At 60.7% G+C, this 18,110-nt stretch carries 18 protein-coding genes; 9 read left to right on the plus strand and 9 right to left on the minus strand.

What is annotated here, in order from left to right; genetic code table 11:
• The first annotated feature begins 11 nt into the window (after positions 1-11).
• Both OP495_RS04435 and OP495_RS04440 read left to right on the plus strand, forming a co-directional pair.
• Positions 12-254 (plus strand): GlsB/YeaQ/YmgE family stress response membrane protein, encoded by a 243-nt coding sequence (locus OP495_RS04435; protein WP_280561545.1) that lies wholly within the window; start codon positions 12-14, stop codon positions 252-254.
• Positions 255-389: 135 nt separating this feature from the next.
• Entirely contained in the window at positions 390-1,679 is a 1,290-nt protein-coding gene (locus tag OP495_RS04440) for an acyltransferase (protein ID WP_280561544.1), read from the plus strand.
• A 93-nt stretch (positions 1,680-1,772) separates the two neighbouring features.
• Here OP495_RS04440 and gabT read toward each other — a convergent pair whose 3' ends face one another.
• Positions 1,773-3,053 carry a 4-aminobutyrate--2-oxoglutarate transaminase gene (gene gabT / locus OP495_RS04445; RefSeq protein ID WP_280561542.1) on the minus strand — a complete coding sequence of 427 codons (1,281 nt, stop codon included), beginning with the start codon at positions 3,051-3,053 and terminating at the stop codon, positions 1,773-1,775.
• Positions 3,054-3,066: 13 nt separating this feature from the next.
• Positions 3,067-4,515 carry an NAD-dependent succinate-semialdehyde dehydrogenase gene (locus OP495_RS04450; protein WP_280561541.1) on the minus strand — a complete coding sequence of 483 codons (1,449 nt, stop codon included), beginning with the start codon at positions 4,513-4,515 and terminating at the stop codon, positions 3,067-3,069.
• Between the two features lie 204 nt (positions 4,516-4,719).
• Between OP495_RS04450 and OP495_RS04455 the strand changes: the two genes are divergently transcribed.
• From OP495_RS04455 to OP495_RS04465, 3 genes are all read left to right on the plus strand, one after another.
• Positions 4,720-7,176: a YbeU/YbeR family protein gene (locus tag OP495_RS04455; RefSeq protein WP_280561540.1), complete on the plus strand. Its 2,457-nt coding sequence runs from the start codon at positions 4,720-4,722 to the stop codon at positions 7,174-7,176.
• Positions 7,177-7,461: 285 nt separating this feature from the next.
• Entirely contained in the window at positions 7,462-8,082 is a 621-nt protein-coding gene (locus OP495_RS04460; protein ID WP_280561538.1) for an NlpC/P60 family protein, read from the plus strand.
• A gap of 100 nt (positions 8,083-8,182) precedes the next feature.
• Positions 8,183-9,385 carry an MFS transporter gene (locus tag OP495_RS04465; RefSeq protein ID WP_280561537.1) on the plus strand — a complete coding sequence of 401 codons (1,203 nt, stop codon included), beginning with the start codon at positions 8,183-8,185 and terminating at the stop codon, positions 9,383-9,385.
• A gap of 10 nt (positions 9,386-9,395) precedes the next feature.
• Here the strand turns inward: OP495_RS04465 and msrA are convergent, their stop codons facing one another.
• Complete coding sequence (msrA, locus tag OP495_RS04470) at positions 9,396-9,998, minus strand: peptide-methionine (S)-S-oxide reductase MsrA (RefSeq protein WP_280567497.1); 603 nt, start codon at positions 9,996-9,998, stop codon at positions 9,396-9,398.
• Between the two features lie 86 nt (positions 9,999-10,084).
• Between msrA and OP495_RS04475 the strand changes: the two genes are divergently transcribed.
• Positions 10,085-10,759, plus strand: coding sequence for a CDP-alcohol phosphatidyltransferase family protein (locus OP495_RS04475; protein ID WP_280567500.1), 675 nt, complete (start codon positions 10,085-10,087; stop codon positions 10,757-10,759).
• Between the two features lie 71 nt (positions 10,760-10,830).
• On the opposite strand, the gene OP495_RS04480 is transcribed toward OP495_RS04475, so the two are convergent.
• Positions 10,831-11,319, minus strand: coding sequence for a peptidylprolyl isomerase (locus OP495_RS04480; protein ID WP_280561534.1), 489 nt, complete (start codon positions 11,317-11,319; stop codon positions 10,831-10,833).
• A 265-nt stretch (positions 11,320-11,584) separates the two neighbouring features.
• On the opposite strand from OP495_RS04480, the gene OP495_RS04485 reads away from it, so the two are divergent.
• Positions 11,585-11,869: a hypothetical protein gene (locus OP495_RS04485; RefSeq protein WP_247619819.1), complete on the plus strand. Its 285-nt coding sequence runs from the start codon at positions 11,585-11,587 to the stop codon at positions 11,867-11,869.
• Between the two features lie 60 nt (positions 11,870-11,929).
• On the opposite strand, the gene OP495_RS04490 is transcribed toward OP495_RS04485, so the two are convergent.
• The 3 genes from OP495_RS04490 to OP495_RS04500 all read right to left on the minus strand — a co-directional run bounded on the left by OP495_RS04490 (position 11,930) and on the right by OP495_RS04500 (position 14,011).
• Positions 11,930-12,919, minus strand: coding sequence for a lipid A deacylase LpxR family protein (locus tag OP495_RS04490; protein WP_280567503.1), 990 nt, complete (start codon positions 12,917-12,919; stop codon positions 11,930-11,932).
• 133 nt (positions 12,920-13,052) lie between these two features.
• A complete protein-coding gene (locus tag OP495_RS04495) occupies positions 13,053-13,520 on the minus strand; it encodes a glycine zipper 2TM domain-containing protein (protein ID WP_280561532.1) in 468 nt (155 codons plus the stop codon).
• 110 nt (positions 13,521-13,630) lie between these two features.
• Positions 13,631-14,011 (minus strand): DUF6314 family protein, encoded by a 381-nt coding sequence (locus tag OP495_RS04500; protein WP_280561887.1) that lies wholly within the window; start codon positions 14,009-14,011, stop codon positions 13,631-13,633.
• Between the two features lie 111 nt (positions 14,012-14,122).
• Between OP495_RS04500 and OP495_RS04505 the strand changes: the two genes are divergently transcribed.
• Positions 14,123-14,998: a carboxylate/amino acid/amine transporter gene (locus OP495_RS04505; RefSeq protein WP_280561531.1), complete on the plus strand. Its 876-nt coding sequence runs from the start codon at positions 14,123-14,125 to the stop codon at positions 14,996-14,998.
• 94 nt (positions 14,999-15,092) lie between these two features.
• The gene (locus tag OP495_RS04510; protein ID WP_280567505.1) at positions 15,093-16,736 is read left to right on the plus strand and encodes an FMN-binding glutamate synthase family protein; all 1,644 of its coding nucleotides are present in this window, start codon (positions 15,093-15,095) and stop codon (positions 16,734-16,736) included.
• 8 nt (positions 16,737-16,744) lie between these two features.
• On the opposite strand, the gene zntR is transcribed toward OP495_RS04510, so the two are convergent.
• Entirely contained in the window at positions 16,745-17,185 is a 441-nt protein-coding gene (gene zntR / locus OP495_RS04515) for a Zn(2+)-responsive transcriptional regulator (RefSeq protein WP_280561529.1), read from the minus strand.
• A partial coding sequence (locus tag OP495_RS04520; protein WP_348521294.1) for a DUF1853 family protein occupies positions 17,154-18,110 on the minus strand: 957 nt, incomplete at its 5' end. The genes zntR and OP495_RS04520, both read right to left, overlap by 32 nt.

The raw sequence follows: 18,110 nt of genomic DNA on the forward strand, positions 1-18,110 counted from the left end.
GAGATAAAGGAATGAGCATCATCTTGTGGTTGATCATCGGGGGTCTGGCTGGCTGGATTGCAGGCAAGATCATGCGCGGTGGCGGCTTCGGTATCCTCGGCAATATCGGTGTCGGCATTGTGGGCGCGGTGATCGGCGGTTTCCTCTTCAGTCTACTGGGACTTGCGCAGACCAATATCATCGGCTCGTTGATCATGGCCGTGATTGGTGCCGTGGTACTGCTGTGGGTCGTGGCCAAGCTTCGGAAATCCTAGCGCGTCGTGGATTACCGACGCCCTGAAAAGTGTCCGTTGAATATGGAAAACGAATGATTCCTTGCCCCGGCCCTTTGAGAGGTCGGGGCTTTTCGTGGGTATCGTGCCTTCGGGACTGCTGTGAGATGCGCGCTTATGGACAAGACACAACAGACGGGCCAGAAGGAACGTTTTATCGGCCTGGAGTGGTTACGCTTCGTGCTCGGGCTTTATATCGTGATCTTCCACACTCTGCATACTTACCCGTCGATCAGTGCCTGGTCGCATTACGTGACGGATATAGGCTTCTTCTCGACGAGTACGTTCTTCGTGTTGTCGGGCTTCTTGCTGACCCATGTGTACCTCGATGAGCGTCGCCAACTACGTGAGCCAGCGCGCAGCTTTTGGATCAAACGCTTCTCGAACTTGTATCCGATACATATCGGATCATTGGTGCTGGCGGTCAGCATGTCGGCCTTGATTGGATATTTGGCGATTTCACCGGAAGACGCCGGGATGTCGTGGCGTTTCGTTATCTACGACGTCAACAATGACCTTGGACAGGTGACCCCGGAGGCCCTGGAACATTTCATGGGCAACGGAGAGCTTGCGCTCAACCTAGTGCTCAATGTCGGGCTACTGCATGCCTGGAATCCTTATTACCTGACCTTCAATCCTCCGTCCTGGTCGATTTCGGCGCTGATGGGCTTTTATCTGGTCTTCCCGTGGATAGCGCCGCGCTTGTTTCGGCTCCGCCGCGTGGGACGGGCTTTGATCTTGAACAATCTGCTATACCTGATTCCCCCGTTGGTGGTCATCGCCGTGACCGACTTCGGTATGCCCGAAACGGGAATCATGCACCGCAATCCGCTGATTCGTTTGCCTGAGTTCGTGGCAGGGATACTACTGTGTGTATGGTATACCCGCTACCGCGCGGCAGGTGGCTGGCTGAGCGGCAGGCAGCGCCTGATGCTGGCGGCATTCGTGGCGAGTTGTGTCGTAGTGGCGGTCTGGTTGCTGGGCCAGGGGCATGCCTGGTATTACCTGCTGCATAATGGCTTGTTGCTACCCGCGCAGTTGGCATTGATTCTGCTGGCCACGCAATGGCGTATGCCTGAGAGTCGCCGTGTGCGTCGCTTGGCGAGCCGGCTGGGTGGGGCGTCGTTGCCGATGTTTGCGCTGCACGTCCCGCTGTTCGTGATCTTTACACGAATCGAGCGAGTGATTGCCGGCGAGCCGGCACTCTGCGTGAATGGATTTCGTGCCTGTTTCGATGCCGCCGGTGACAGCTCACTGGTGTTCTATCCGCTGTTTCTCTTGCTGACGGTGCTGTTCTGCGTGATGTTTCAGGAGCAGTTTGTGTTGCGCGTTCGCAATGCAATGCAGCGTTGGTTGCTGCCGAGGCTGGTTTCGCCGCCGTCGCATACCGAGAAAGTGGCGCGCTGACGTTGCTGCTTGGCTCGAATACACTGGCCTTAACGACGAAGGGGCGCCATCGGTATGGCGCCCCTTCGTATCATGCTGGCACGCGCGAGTCGTTTACGCGTGGCTCAGTTCCTTTAGGCAGGCTTCGATGATGTCCAGGCCTTCCTGGAGTACATCGTCCTCGATGGTGACCGGCATCAAGAAGCGTAGGGTGTTGCCGTAGAGACCGCAGGACAGCAGAATCAGTCCTTTCTCGCGCGCCTTCTTGCAGAGTGCCCCGGTCAGCTCCGCATCCGGCGTGTGATTGGCCTTGTCGGCGACCACGTCGAAGGCGGCCATGGCCCCCAGGTGGCGGACATTGTCGACGCAGGCGAAGTCCTGTTGCCATTTGGCGAAGCGCTCACCCAGCTTGTCGCCCAGCGCCTGGCTCTTCTCGAGGATTTTCTCTTCCTCGAAGACTTCCAGTACCGCAAGGGTCGCGGCGCAGGAGACCGGGCTGCCGGTGTAGGTGCCGCCCAGCGAATTGCCGCCGGAGGCGTCCATGGCCTTGTCGGTGCCGACCACGGCGGAGATTGGCATGCCGTCGGCCATGCTCTTGGCCATGGTGATGATGTCGGGCTCGACGCCGCTGTGTTCGATGGCGAACAGCTTGCCGGTGCGTCCAAAGCCGGACTGTACCTCGTCGACTATCAGCAGAATACCGTGCTCGTCGCAGATCTCGCGGACTGCCTCGAGGAAGCTGGGCGAGGCTGCGTAGAAGCCGCCTTCACCGAGTACCGGCTCGAGCACGATGGCGGCAGTATCGCGGGGATTGGCATCGGTCTTGAGCGTCATCTTCAGGCCATTTAGCGCGTCTTCCTCGCTCACCCCGTGATAGGGCACCGGGTAGGGCGCACGGAAGACGTTACCCGGCATGCTACCGAAGTCGGTGGCGTAGGGTGCGACCTTGCCGTTCATGGCCATGGTCATGAAGGTCCGGCCATGATAGCCGCCGGTGAAGCAGATGACGTTGTCGCGTCCTGTCGCCGCGCGGGCCACCTTGACGGCGTTTTCCAGCGCCTCGGCGCCGGAATTGGCGAGCATGACCTTGCCGTGGCCGCGTACCGGGGTGAGCTGGCTGAGCTTCTCGGCGACCTTCACGTAGCCTTCATAGGGCATCACCGTCTGGCAGGTGTGCATCACCTTGTCGAGTTGGTCCTTGACCGCCTGCACCACCTTGGGATGACGGTGGCCGACGTTGAGCACGCCGATACCGCCGGCGAAGTCGATGATGCGATTGCCGTCGGCATCCCAGATCAAAGCGTTCTCGGCACGTTCGGCAAACTGGGTCGCCGGGCTCGCGGCGCCGCTGGCGACGTAACGTGTCTTGAGTTCATTGAGCTGTGCGTTGTTCATGCTTGCCTCCTTGTCAAAGTCCGCCCATGCAGACGTATTTTAGCTCGGTATATTCCTCGAGACCGTGGTGAGAGCCTTCGCGTCCCAGCCCGGACTCCTTGATGCCGCCGAAAGGCGCCAGCTCGGTCGATAGAAGCCCTTCGTTGATGGCAACCATGCCGTATTCGAGGCCCTCCATCACTTGCCATATACGCCGATAGTCGCGCGCATAGACGTAGGCGGCAAGGCCGAATTCGGTGGCGTTGGCCATGGCGATGGCTTGTGCCTCGTCGGTGAAACGAAAGACCGGCGCCACGGGGCCGAATGTCTCTTCGCGGGCGACATGCATGTCGTCGGTAACGTCGGCGAGCAGGGTCGGTTGGAAGAACGTACCGCCCAACGCGTGCGGTTTGCCGCCACATACCAAGCGTGCGCCCTTGGAGCGGGCATCGGCAATGTGTGCCTCGACCTTTTCGAGTGCGCTGGCGTTGATCAGGGGCCCTAGCGTTACATCTTCGTCGAGTCCGTTGCCGACCTGAAGCGCCTCGATACGCGCGGCAAACTTGGCGATGAACTCATCGTACACGCCATCCTGCACCAGAAAACGGTTGGTGCACACACAGGTCTGCCCGGAATTGCGGAATTTAGAGGCGATGGCGCCCTCCACGGCGGCATCCAGGTCGGCATCGTCGAAAACCACGAAGGGCGCATTGCCGCCCAGTTCCATGGAGGCTTTCTTGACCGTCTCCGCGCACTGCGTCAGCAAGCGCTTGCCGACCGCTGTCGAGCCCGTGAACGAGACCTTGCGCACGCGCGGATCGGTGGTTAGTACCTCGCCTATCTCGGCAGGTTTCTCGGCGGTAAGCACGTTGACGACGCCGGCGGGGAGCCCGGCATCCTCGGCGAGCTTGGCCAACGCCAGGGCGGTCAGCGGTGTGGCTTCTGCGGGCTTGATCACCACCGGGCAGCCGGCCGCCAAGGCCGGGGCACATTTACGGGTGATCATTGCCAGCGGGAAGTTCCAAGGCGTAATGGCGGCGACCACGCCGATTGGCTCGCGCATGACGAGAATGCGCTTGTCAGCGCCGTGGCTGGGCAAGGTCTCGCCCGCGATGCGCTTGGCTTCCTCGGCGTAGTATTCGATGAAGCTCGCCCCGTAGGCGACCTCGCCCCGCGATTCGGCGAGCGGCTTGCCTTGTTCCAGGGTCATGAGTTGCGCCAGTGCCTCGCGATGGGCCATGACACGCTCGAACCAGGCGCGCAACAAGGAGGCGCGCTCCTTGGCGGGGCGTCGCCGCCATTGCGGCCACGCGGCTTCGGCGGCGGCGATGGCATCGTGTGCCTCGCCGGCGCCCAGGTCGGGGACCTGCGCCAGGCATTCGCCCGTGGCCGGGTCGGTGACCGCGAAACGGTGCTCGCTATCGCGCCATTCGCCGCCGATGTAGGCGCGGTCGATCAGGATATTGGGTGTTGGCTGACTCATGGAAGCCTCCGGGTGAAGCGTGATTCAACGCCTATTGTTTGACGGTGTGTGCATTATTTAAAACACCTGACCCAGGTGGCGTCCAGCGATTTTTCGTATCTTGCCTGGGCAGGTTATCGCGCCTTGCGTATCGGCGACACCAGCCTCTTTCCGGTACACTATGGCGCCGTTGTATGAATGCCGAGTTCATGAGTGAGGTGCGTCTTGATCGATCCTCTTAACGCCTGGTGGGCACAGCAGTTGGTGCTGTGCGGCTGGGCGTTTGATCCCGAACCGTTGAGTGTGCCGCCCGAGACGGCGCAGGCACGCCTGGCGTTGTTGGACGTGCGCGAACGGGGAGAGCTTGGCTGGCGCTTGGCCGAAGCGTGCATGCCGGGGCAGGGCGAGGCCTTGCGCCAGCTACAGGCATTTGAACTGCTGGCGTTGTCGGGCGCTGCCGGCTGGCTGGACGCTCCCCGGGCTCACGCCTGGGCGGAGTGGATTGCCGCCGACATCCAGGCGCATCATGCCTCGCTGGACGCATGGCTGTCGGCGTTGCGTCACGAGCGAGGACAAATCGACTGGACCCACGACGATGACGGCTTTCTCGAGGCCTGCGAAGCCCTGTCGCAACTCGAGCGCGAAGCGGCTGGCGTCACTTGGGAGGCACTCGCCGAGTGGCTATCCGATCGGCCTCGCCAGCTACCGTGGCCGATCGATCAAAATAGTGGCGTATGGCGTCTGCGTGCGGTCTTCGCCCCCGTGCTGGACGCGACGTGCGATGCGCGCTTGGACTGGCCGGAGGTAGAGCGTTGGTTGGCCGATGTCTGGCGCATTGACGGGCGCGATGAATTGATTCGCATGCTGCTGTGGCTGGGCGGGCAAGGGCATCGTTATACATGGGATCTCGATGCCGCGCGTTTGACCCCCCAGGGTGGAAGTACTCGACGTCAGTGGTGGGAATCGCTCGGTGAGGCGAGTGACTATGGCCATGTGATGCTGACATTCCTCGACAGCGGAGAGCCCCTGGAATGGGCGGCGTGGGATTGGCTGCGGTTGGCGGATCTCGCCTATGCGGGCTGGAATGCGGGCTGGCTCGACGCGCAGGAAGCCGAAGCATTTGCCGCACACGCGGGCGATTTGCTGATGCGCCGGTATCGTGACTGGACGAGCGTGGCCAAGGCGTACCAGCGCGGGCGTAGCCTTTTCGAGGGGACCGATCGGCGTGCGGATTTCGCGCGTGACTGGGACGTCTTGTTGCGTTCACGGTCGAGCCCCTGGCAGGTGACGCTCGAGGCGCTGCTGGATGACGCCCAGCGCGAGGCTTCGCGGCAGGCGATACGCGGTTGGCGCGCGCCGGCGTGGCACTGGGTCCTGGCGTTGGCGGCGATGCGTGAACCCGATCTGTTGTATCGGCAGGGCATCGATCGCGCCCCAGATGCGCAGCAGCGCGACGAGGCGCGTCGTTATCTGCGTGACACGCTGGGTCTCGAACCTGCCATGGGCACGGCCGGTCTGGCCAGCCTGTGGCTGCCCGGGCAGGTGCATCATCTCAATCAACTGGCTGCCGATGCTGCCCACGGTGCATTGCCTGCGGCGACAACGCCCTTTGGGCACGCGATGTCGGAGGCCGTGCGGCTACGCAATGGCCTCAAGCACTGCACCCGTCATGCGGCGACGATTTTCATGGCGGAAAAATACGCCTTCTATCTGATGATGTGTGCCGACAGCGGTGATTACGACCGCCGCGAGCTCGAGACGTTGGCAGAGTCACTGCGCGGCGTGTTGAGCCGCTTTTATAATGGACCCAAGGCGCTGATCGAGGCGTGGGCGGCATGGGAGGCGGCGTTGCCCGAGGCGGAAGATCCGCCCCTGGTGGCGGAAATCCGTTGGCATCGCGATGACGCCGGAAGCCCCTTGCATTGGCTCGATTGGCACCATGCTACCTGGCTTGAGCCCGGCGAGCGCTTGTCGTTGCCACGCTTCACGGCTCTGGCATTGGTCGGGCCTCTCAATGCCCCTGTCTGGAGTGCTCCGGGCCCTGAAGTTGGCAGCGAGCGAGAGGCGCTGCGCGAATGGCTTGATAGTCACTATGGGTTGTTGTCGGCGGAGGCACTCAAGGAGTTCCTGAATTTCTTGATCGAGGCGGGAGATCGTCAGGAATATCAGATCAACTATGCGCCTTACACGCTCAATGCCGCGCGCTTGCGTGAGGAGGTCGCGATCATCGAGTCCGGCGAGTGCAGCGAGGATGATCGCAATCATCTACTGCGTCTGCGCCGCGTCGAGAGCAACGCCTCGGGATGCAACGAGTACGACATGGCCGCCTGGGATGTGGCGCAGGCCGTCGATCTCGCCATTGCCGGGCGACAGATGGACTGGCTGTCGGCGGTGGAGTTCGACACCCTGGTGGAGCGTGCCGCTCATTTGGCGCAATCGCACTATGCGAGTTGGTACGATTATGCCCGTGGGCTTTACGCGGGGTTTTCCTTCTTCATGGGCGAGACCGATGAGCGTGAGGCGTTCCTGCAGGGATTCGGCGAGGCACTGACCGCTTGGTTGACGGCCGCACCGCCGCTGGCCGGTAGCTGGGCGAGTCTTGATTTTCCGGGCTCAACCGCACGTCACTGGGCGCCTCTGCATATCGATACCTTGCCGGGCGATGCGCGGACGTTGCACTGATCGGGCAGGGCGTCGGGATGAAACATTTCGTATCCCGCTTTCGAGAGCTCTCGTCAAAAGGCGGGAGTTTCTCTATCATCGTATCGGTCTTGATGCCCTCCAGCGGGCACACGGCATGTTAACGAGTCGAGTCTAGGCCGCTCTGGCGGTGGCACCTGCGATGCGCGCCACCACCACAGCGACCCCCTCGCCAGGTAGTGCCTAGCAAGGTAGGGCGTCGTCTTGCATTCATGCAAGCGCCCCGAGGCATCCGCGAGGTTGAATACGTGTGATGAGGTCGCTTGGATGCTTCGAACCATGGCATTGGGATGGGTATTGGCTGCTCTGTTGGGTGGCTGTGCCACGCAAAGCCCGCAACATACCGCTCCACAATCGTCTTCCCTGTCCGCGGCCGCCAAGGCCGGTGAAGGCGCGCTCTCCGACGCGGGTCGTGAGTCTCCGTTGGCTACTTTTCGCGCCAGCGACGTTCAGCGGGCGCTGGTATCACCGGCGCGTATTCGTGAGGCACTACTATCCGAGCACCAGCGCTGGGTGGGGACACCGTATCGTCTCGGTGGGACCACGCAACGCGGCATCGATTGCTCGGCGTTGATGCAGCATGTCTACAGCGATGCGTTCCATCTCTCCCTACCGCGTACCACCGAGCAACAAATGCAAGAGGGGCGTCGGGTGCCGCGCAGCGATCTTGAAGCCGGCGACTTGGTCTTCTTCCATTCCCCCGGCCCGTACAACCATGTCGGCGTCTATGTCGACGACGGTTATTTTCTGCATGCTTCGACGTCACAGGGCGTCAAGTTGTCACGCCTCGACAATGTCTACTGGAATCGCCACTACTGGCAGTCACGGCGGCCCATGGACAGAACGCAGTTGGCGGCGCGTCTCGATCGCCAGCCCCACGAAGGATGAGCGGCTCGCAGGTGTCGGCATGCCAGGTCGAGAGGTTTCTCGTGTCTCGTTCGTATAATGTTGCGTCCGGCGAAATCATGATGCATTCATGGAGGACGTCATGATCGAACCGCGTACCCGTGCCTGGTGGCGCGCAACCCTGGCATTGTGCCTGGGCTCCTTCACCGTCTTCATCAACTTGTATGTCGCCCAGCCGCTGCTGCCGGCCATTCGCGAGAGTTTCGAGGTCTCGACGCTGGCGGCGGGCAGTGCGATTTCGGTCAGCATGTTGACGCTGGCATTGTCGCTGCTGTTCTACGGACCGCTTTCCGATGCCATCGGCCGAACCGCCATCATGCGTGTCACGCTGGTACTCGCCAGCGTTTGTACCTTGGTCATGGCATTTGCTCCCAACTTCGCGAGTCTACTGGCCCTGCGTGCTTTGCAAGGGTTCTTGCTGGGCGGTTTGCCTGCAGTGGCAATCGCTTGGATGGGTGATGAGTTCAACAAGCCGGCGCTGTTGCTGGCCGTCGGGCTCTATATCAGCGGTAACACGCTGGGGGGGATCGGTGGACGCGTCATCGGCGGTACGGTCGCTGAACATTGGGGATGGCATAGTAGCTTCGTGGCGATCGCGTGTCTGAGCCTGGCATGCACCTGGATATTCTGGCGCGCCTTGCCGCCTGCCCGACAGTTCCGCCCTTCGCCGTTGCGCGTGGGACAGGCCGCGCGGGATATGCAGGGGCATTTGCGCGATCCCCGGTTGATTGCCGCCTATCTTATCGGCGGGTTCAACTTTTTCATCTTCATCAATCAATACAGCTATGTGACGTTTCGGCTCAGCGAGGCGCCGTTTTCTCTCACCTCGCAATGGTTGGGCCTGATATTCCTGACCTATCTCGGTGGTACCGTGGGCTCGGCGCTGTCCGGGCGTATCGCGCAGCGCTTGTCGCAGCCGACATGCATGATGCTGGGTATCGGCATCCTGATGAGCGGCTCGCTACTTACGTTGATGCCTTCCTTGATCACGATCATCGCTGGTCTGACGATCAATGCCGTGGGATTCTTCCTGGCGCATTCGATGGCCTCGAGCTGGGTGGGGCGGCACGCACAGCGCGCGCGGGGCAGTGCGTCGTCGCTGTATCTGGTGTTCTACTATCTGGGCGCCAGCCTCGGTGGCTTCTATCTGGAGCCGTTCTGGGCGCGCTGGCAATGGAGCGGCGTGATCGCTGCCTCGCTGCTGGTGTTGCTGGGAACCTTCAGCGTGGCAGCTTGGTTGTGGCGTCGTGAGCGGTGGATGGTTGATATGCCAGAGGCGACCTGAGCGCGTACTTTCAAGGCTTGCCGGCGTCATCGCCCCACACGGTTTCGAGGCGGTCGTCACGGCCGCAACCGGCACGGTAGAAGCGGTAGCGCACGGGGTTTTTCTTGTAGAAATTTTGATGGTATTCCTCGGCGTCCCAGAAGGGGGCTTTCGCCTCGATGCGCGTCTTGACGTCGCGCTCGAAGCGCGTTTCAACGGCTTCCTTGGAGGCTTCGGCGAGGCGTCGCTGACGCTGGTCGAGGGGAAAGATGGCGCTACGGTATTGGCTACCGACATCGCAGAATTGGCGTCCCTCGGCGAAGGGATCGATATTGTGCCAGAACACGTCGAGCAGCGTGTCGTAGTCGACGACCTCGTCATCGTAGACGACCTTGACCGCCTCGGCATGGCCGGTATTGCCGCTGCTGACTTGTTCGTAGGTGGGGCGCTCGCTATCACCGCCGATGTAGCCGGAGGTTGTCGAGACGACGCCCTCGAGTTTGTCGTAAGGCGGCTCCATGCACCAGAAACAGCCACCGGCGAAGATGGCTTCGCGCTGCGCGGCATGGGCCTGGGAAATGGGAACGAATGCGAGCGTTGCGAGTAGTGCGAACGCGATCACTGGAAAGCGCATCGGGCGACTCCTGATTATCGGGTTATCATGTCATGCTGATGTGATTGATATACCGCAAGTCTACTTGAAAAATAGCGGGAGCCCACATGTTGGATAAATGGACGAACGCCTGGGTTGCGCCGGTACTTACGCGCTGCGCCGTTGGCTTGGGACGTCGCGGTGTGACGCCGACTCAACTGACGGTGGGCGGTTTTGCAATCGGCATGCTGGCGTTGCCGTTATTGGCCTATCAATCTTATGGCCTGGCCCTGGTGGCGACTGTCCTCAACCGCGTATGTGATGGTCTGGACGGCGCCTTGGCGCGTCACCTGCAATGTCAAAGCGATGCCGGCGGATTTCTCGATATTGTCCTGGACTTCGTCTTCTATGCCGCCGTGGTAGTGGGATTCGCTCTGGCCGATCCGGGGCAAAATGCCTTGCCCGCCGCCTTTTTGCTCTTCGCGTTTATGGGGACCGGTGCGTCGTTTCTGGCCTTTGCGATTGCCGCGACACGCCATGGTTTGGAGCGGCCGCATTTTGAGCACAAAGCGTTTTACTACTTGGAGGGCTTGACCGAGGGTACCGAGACGATCATGGCCTTCGTCGTGTTCTGCTTGTGGCCGGCGTATTTCCCTTGGTGGGCGATCTTCTTCGCGTTGGTGTGTCTGCTCACGACAGCGATGCGTGTCGTGGGAGGCTATCGTGCCTTGGCCAAGGCTGAAGGAGCATCCGCAGGATGGTTCGAGAAAGGTACGGGGGCATCAAAAAGCGAACCACGGTAGGCAGGACGTAGACATGAAACGGGCGGCCCGCAGGCCGCCCGTTTTCACGTCAGGTGTTGCGAAGGAGCGTCTTAGTGCTCCTGTTCTTGCTCGCCTTCACCGTGCACGTGACCGTGTTCGGCTTCTTCCGCAGTCGCTTCACGCACTTCAGCGATCCCGACATCGAAATTCAGAGTCTGACCGGCCAACGGATGGTTGCCATCGACGGTGACAGTGTCGCCTTCGACTTGGGTGACCGTGACCATGAGCGGTCCACCTTGGGTCTGCGCTTGGAACTGCATGCCCGGTTGAATGTCATCGACACCCTGGAAGGCATCGCGCGGCACTTCTTGCATCAGGCCGGGCTGAGTTTCACCGTAGCCTTCTGCCGGCTCGACGGTGACTTTGAGGTTCTCGCCGCTCTGACGGCCTTCCAGTTCCTTTTCCAGCCCTGGAATGATGTTGCCCGCGCCGTGCAGGTAAGTCAGAGGATCGCGGCCTTCCGAGCTGTCCAGCACTTCACCCTCGTTATTGGTGAGGGTGTAGTGGAAGGAAACCACGGAATTCTGGGCAATCTGCATGTTGAAGACCTTTCTGGGTGTATGTCGCCATCCATGGTAACGCGCTCACCCAAGTGTGTCAGGGGCCTCTCGGGGTTTTCATATCCCTTTTGAGTTGCATGATGACACTTCAAGGTGCATCGGGAACGAATTTGTCGCCGAACGGTCTCTTGAGCAGCGTCCTGCGTCAGGGCGTCGCGCCGGTTGCGCGGTGCTGGGGGTGACGGTACCCTGCCGAGCTTGGTGCAATTGAAAGATTACCGACGTTGCCTATCAGGAGGCCAACATGACCGTAACGCTGATCTGGCTGATCGCTTTCGCCGTGATTCTTTTCCTGGCGCTGCGCGCGTGGGACGGTTCTCTCGGAAAGATGATCATGCGCCGCATTCCGGCGGCGTTGCAGCTGGGCGGTGACGATCGTTGGGTGTGGAGTATTGCCTTGGCCGTGTTGGGCGCCACTTTCATCGTCAACCCGATCTCGATGTTACTGACGTTGATTATCCTGGCGCTGTTTTACTGGATCGCCAAGCGCGTGGGGTGCTGGTTGATGCGCCGCGTCAAATTACACTGACGAAAAGCTGTTTTAGCTCGAGCAATGCCCCGCTGATGCGGGGCATTGTCGTTGAGGGCGTCACAGCCACAGCGAAAGTGTCAATGAGCCAAATTGGTCATTTTCGTCTTGGGCTTTGAACTCATCGGTTCGCCAGACGCTGGTGTAGGTGAGCTGCCAGCTGTCCCACGTCAAGGCGATACCGGCCAGCGCGTCGCCGACCCACTGACGGCTATCCACTGAATGGCTGTCCTCGAAGGTATTGCCATCCAGCAGCAGGTTATGAGCCATGAAGCGGCCCTCGAGGCTCGCGAACGCATACCAGCCGAACCCCTGATCGGGTTCGAAGTAGTTGCGCCCGCTTTGAGCGGGGGCGACGGCAGGCATACCGGTGCTATTGTGTAGATCATCGCCAATACGCAGGCCCACGCCACCTGCGGCATACGTATACAGGTTGCCGAGGGCAAAGCCGGCATTGGGGCCGTATTCCATGTCCAGATTGCCGAACGAGTCTTGCAGCCACCAACTGCGCTTGTAGGTCAGGTTGAGCACCGGTTCGTTATGAAGCTGGTGCGACCAGCCTTTGGGTTCGTCGCTACCGATCAGGTGATGAAAGTTCTTCTGGATGGCTTTTCCTCCCGATGCAGGCCCCACGATGCCGGCGTCGAAGTGGAGATCGTCCGCCTGGCGCCAGCCGCTGTACTGGCGGTCATCGAAGAGTGATACGCCAGCATAGAGCAGGCCCGCATAAGGTCGGTCGTTTTCGATGAGGTCCGAGCGGTCGATATCGTTGGGCGTGTAGATCTGCTGACCGGCACGATAAGCCACACCGTCGAGCTCTGCGCCTGACCAGCCGGGTACGGCGTCGGCGAGACGTCGCGTCCAGTGCGCTGCGTCGGGCGTGAATGACCAGTTTACTTCCAATCCATTGGTGTAATGTCCGTCTTCGCCGCTGGCGAAAAGATCATTCTCGCTCTTGATCGTCAGCATTCCGTCGGCCAGCACGGGACTTGAGAAGATCGCAAAGGCGAGGGTCGAAGCGAGGCAACCGAGCGTGCGTCCTGTGTTCATGAGGCTAGTTTCCCACATCCGTAGCGTATCACGCTACATACGATAGCGTATGTAAACAGGTTCGGACAGGAAAAATTAGCGTGCTTTCGATGGCTCATGCCATTACTGGCGGCATGAGCCTTGCGATCTCGACTCAGTAAGGCGCGACACTCAGATTGGCTCCACTGCCGACCATGCGCACTTGTTGTCCGACTTGCCAGTTGCGGTCAGCTTTCTGAACCACGACGACAGAATCGCCGCTATCGCGCCGGATTTCTATCTCCCAGGCCTGGGTACGATTGGCGGAATCTTCGACCTTGCTGCCGGCGACGCTACCGCCGATGGCGCCGACCGCCGCAGCGATGGTGCTTCCGGAGCCCCCGCCGACCTGGTTCCCGAGCAAGCCACCCAGTACGGCACCGCCTAGGCCACCCAAAACGCCTTCGTTCTGATCGCCAGCTTGAATCTGCACCGGACGCACTGACGTGATAGTGCCGTAAGTCACCGACTGCGCGGTTTCGGCTTGCCCGCTGCGATAGACATCGCCGGAATAAGGCGAGGTGTTGGCACAGCCGACGAGGGCCAATGACCCGATGAGTGCTAAAGGAAGTAGTACTTTCATGCGACCTCCGTTGCTTGTCATGCTGTTTTAAAACAGCGTTCCCAAACTATTCTAGCGCGTTGTGAAGATGCCGGCCAGTGCTGGCGACGAAGACGTGTCGCTGCGCTGCGTTAATCGTCTGGCTGCCGATAATGGTAGACGAGTCGCTCATCCTTGCGCGGTCCCGCGATATGCCATTCGAGTTGAAAGCCGTAAGGCTCGAAGGTAAGTCGAGCCTGGTAGGTATCGGCACCGCAGAGATGTGGTGACTTGCTGGTCAATGTGGTCGCCGAGTCGGCGACGAGATCGAATAGCCAGACCGCCGCGTCGGGGCCTCGGCGCTCGTGATAGAGCGCGATATGCTCAGGATGAAGGTCCCAGCGATAGACATTACGAAACGCTACTTTACGGGATTGGCCTTGAGGCAGGAAATGGCCTTGTTCGATGAAGCGCACCCAGTCGGTGTGTGTGTCGGGCGCCACTATTCCTTCACCTTGGCCGGACCAGGCCACCTCGGAGGTATGTCCTGAGTGAGACGTGAAACTCAGTCGGTGAATACTAGGCAAAAGGCGTGCCAGGCGTATAATGGCAGTCAACTTTTTAGATCCTCAGGTTAACTGTAAATGGGATATTTGATTGGCGTTACGACGCTCTGGGCATTTTCCTTCAGCCTGATCGGCGTCTACCTCTCCAGCCAGGTCGATAGTTATTTCGCGGTGCTGACCCGTATTGGGTTGGCGGCGCTGATCTTTCTGATCTGGCTACGTCCGCGACGTTTGCCGCTCGGGCACGCACTGGGATTGATGGCCATTGGCGCTGTACAGCTGGGGGCGATGTATATCGGTTTCTATCAGTCGTTTGCGTTGTTGAGCGTACCGGAAGTCTTACTGTTCACGATCTTCACACCACTCTACATCACCTTGATCGACGACATATTAAAGGGACACTTCACGCCATTCTATCTGCTCACCGCTGCGCTTGCCGTGCTCGGGGCGGCGGTTATCCGTTACGCCGACATCAGCGACGCCTATTGGGCCGGCTTCTTGGTGGTACAGAGTTCGAATCTATGCTTCGCCGTTGGGCAGGTCGCTTACCGTCATTTAGCGCCGCGCTTGCCTCAGGAGATAGCGCATCGCCATGTCTTCGGCTGGTTCTACCTGGGCGCGTTGTGCGTGGCGCTACCGGCGTTCTGGCTGTTCGGCGATGTCACAGCGTTGCCGACGACCTCGCTGCAGTGGGGCATTCTGGTATGGCTGGGTGTCGTCGCGTCGGGGCTTGGTTATTTCCTCTGGAACAAGGGGGCTTGTCGAGTCGATGCTGGAACGCTGGCGATCATGAACAATGCTCTGGTGCCCGCCGGGTTGATGGTCAATCTGCTGATCTGGAACCGCGACGCTGACGTACCGCGTCTGGTGTTGGGCGCGGGAATATTGCTGGCCTCGTTGCTGATCAATACCTGGTGGCGCCGGCGCCATCAGGCATCGCTCGGTATTGCGTGATAGCGTTGCGGCCGCCTGTTGGGCCAGGCGGCTCTAAACCCGGAGCACGTTTCGTGTTTTCATGGTGATGACGCCTTTCGTTCAGGATATCTTCATGAAACATTCTCTGTTATCGCGTTACGGTTTTTTCGCGGTGTGCTGTGTGATCACGCTGGTGACGACGCTCATGGCCATACAGTGGCATGGCGGATGGCTGGTGCCGCTGGTGAGTGGCGCGCTGGTGCTCGTGGGTATTGCCGATCTCTCGCAGCGCGGATATGCGGTACGTCGCAATTACCCCGTCATTGGCAACTTGCGTTATGTCTTTCAGGCATTACGCCCGGAGCTGCGTCAGTATCTCTTCGAGGCCGATACCGAGCAGTTGCCGTTTTCCCATGTGCAGCGTGGCCTAGTCTACCAGCGAGCGCGTCAGCATAACGATGCCAAGCCCTTCGGCACACTGCGCGATGTCTATGCCAATGCCTATGAGTACATCGGCCATTCGATGGAAACGGCGCCTGTGGCGGAGCCGGACGATTTCCGTCTGACCATCGGGAATGGCCAGTGCGCCCAACCTTATGAGATTTCGCTATTCAATATCTCGGCGATGAGCTTTGGTGCGCTGAGCGCCAATGCAATTCGTGCCCTCAACAAGGGCGCTTGGCTTGGACGCTTTGCACATGACACCGGGGAAGGGGGCATCAGTCCGTACCATCGCGAGCATGGCGGTGATCTGATCTGGGAGCTAGGTAGCGGTTATTTCGGCTGCCGTACGCCGGAAGGCGAGTTCGACCCCAAGCGCTTCGCCGAGCAGGCCAGTGATGCGCAGGTCAAGATGATCGAGATCAAGCTCAGCCAGGGCGCCAAGCCCGGTCACGGTGGGCTGCTTCCGGCGGGCAAGATTACCCCGGAAATCGCCCAGACGCGGGAGATCCCCCAAGGCGAAGATTGTCTATCGCCGGCCAGCCATCCAGCATTCTCGACGCCGCTCGAGATGCTCGACTTCATTGCACAATTGCGTGAGCTGTCTGGTGGCAAGCCGGTGGGCTTCAAGCTGTGTCTCGGCCAGCCCTGGCAATTCATGGCCATCGTCAAGGCGATGCTCGAAACCGAGGTCGTGCCCGATTTCATCGTCGTCGATGGCAGTGAAGGGGGGACGGGCGCGGCCCCGGTGGAGTTTTCCGATCATCTGGGCGCGCCGCTGCGTGAAGGGCTCTTGTTCGTGCATAACACGCTGGTCGGCGTGGGACTGCGTGAGAAGATTTGCCTCGGAGCGAGCGGCAAGGTCATCAGTGCTTTCGATATCGCTCGGGTCATGGCCATGGGGGCCGATTGGGTCAATGCCGCACGCGGCTACATGTTTGCGCTGGGCTGCATACAATCGCAAAGTTGCCACACCAACCGCTGCCCGACGGGCGTGGCCACTCAGGATCCGCTACGTCAGAAGTCGTTGGTGGTCGGCGACAAGGCCGAGCAGGTGTATCACTTCCATCACAATACCCTGCATGCTATGGCGGAGATGATCGCGGCGGCGGGGCTGACGCGCCCCTGGCAGATCACCCCGGACCACCTCGTGCACCGGGTCTCGGAAAACGAAGTGAAGCTATTCTCTCATCTACATCCGTTTCTGGAGCCGGGCGAGTTGTTGAGCGATCCCAGTCAGCGCCCGTTCTATGGTCGTATCTGGCGCATGGCGCAGGCCAAGAGCTTCGCCCCCATGCAGTTGGCTGATGCGCCGAGTGGGGCGACGGCCGCGTAGAGGGCCTTTCAGCCGTCATGACGGTGCTGGTGCGGCTCGGGGGCGGTCTTGCCATGGGCGAAGGCGGTCAGGATCGTGCATTGCGTGGCCGCGTGCGGACCGCCGCAGCAGGCATCGGTCAGGTGGGCCAGCGCCTGGCGCATGTGATGCAGCTCCGCCAGGCGCGCATCGATGGCGGCAAGTTTGTCCTCGGCGACGCGCTTGACCTCCTCGCAAGTGTGCGCATCGGCGTCGACCTGCAGCGAGAGCAACTCGCGAATGTCGGCCAGGGTGAAGCCCAGGCGTTTGGCGCGCAGGATGAAATGCAGGCGCTCGAGGTTGTCCGCAGCGTAGTAGCGATAGCCGTTGTCGCCGCGTTGGGCATCCGGGAGCAATCCTTCCTTCTCGTAATAGCGCAGCGTGTCGACGCTGACGCCGCTACGCTCGGCCAGTTCTCCGATCCTCAACATGGTGGGACTTCCTCCCTGGGGTGGGGGTAATGGGTGGCAGTGGCAGGCGACGTGGCCAGTCATCGGGCACGATGAAAAAACGTCTCTGGGTGCCGTCGGGCGCTTGCAGATGATATTGCCGTGGCGTGCCGGTGTCCGTGAAGTGCGCCTCGAGCTCGGCTTCCAGTCTCTCCAACGTGCGATATGTCTCGCCTCCGGGTAGTGCGAGCCAATGCGGCTTGTGAAGCGGGGCGCCCATGGTTCCTGTCGGCAAGTGGTCACGCAGTATCGGCCAGTCTTGCCATGTCAGCCAATCGCCATGAGCGGCGGTGATACGTGCCGGATGCGGCGCCGCTAGCGTGACGGACCAAGGGTAAAACAGCATCCCGAGCATGGCTGCACGCTGTTGAAGTAAGCTTGGGTCGATGCCTAGCGAGTTCAAGCGTGCCATCGAGCGCGGGTGATGGGCCAGGGGCAACTGGTGATGCCGGGTATGGTAATGCTTGCGTGCCAATGAGTCGGCGCAGCCGGGGCCGATCCAGCGTGCCGGATGGCGTTCGTCGCCGGGTCCTTGGCGCAGGCCCAGATAATACTTGATGGCCAGTTCTAGATGGGTGGGGCGTCCCTGAGCATCGGCATAGATGACATCCAGCTCACCGAGGGTGCGGTTGGCCTCGTGAATCGCGATATTAGTGGCCAGTAGGCGTGTCGCTGGGGCGAGGTCGAGCAGGGCGTGCCAGAGACGCTCATGGTAATGCCCCAGACGTCGCGGAGGCGTTGCGCCGATATAAGGCACGAGCCGTTGCGGCTCGGCGTCGAACGCATGCAGCCAAGCCTTTCTGCACGCGGCGTCGCCAAGCCCGAGTGCCTCGAGGGTCGGCCGGCCCGGATAATCGCTTTCGATGATATCCGGAGCATGCAATAGCCAGGCGAGATCACGCACCCA

The organism is Chromohalobacter sp. 296-RDG, from assembly GCF_029889885.1.
GTDB lineage: Bacteria > Pseudomonadota > Gammaproteobacteria > Pseudomonadales > Halomonadaceae > Chromohalobacter.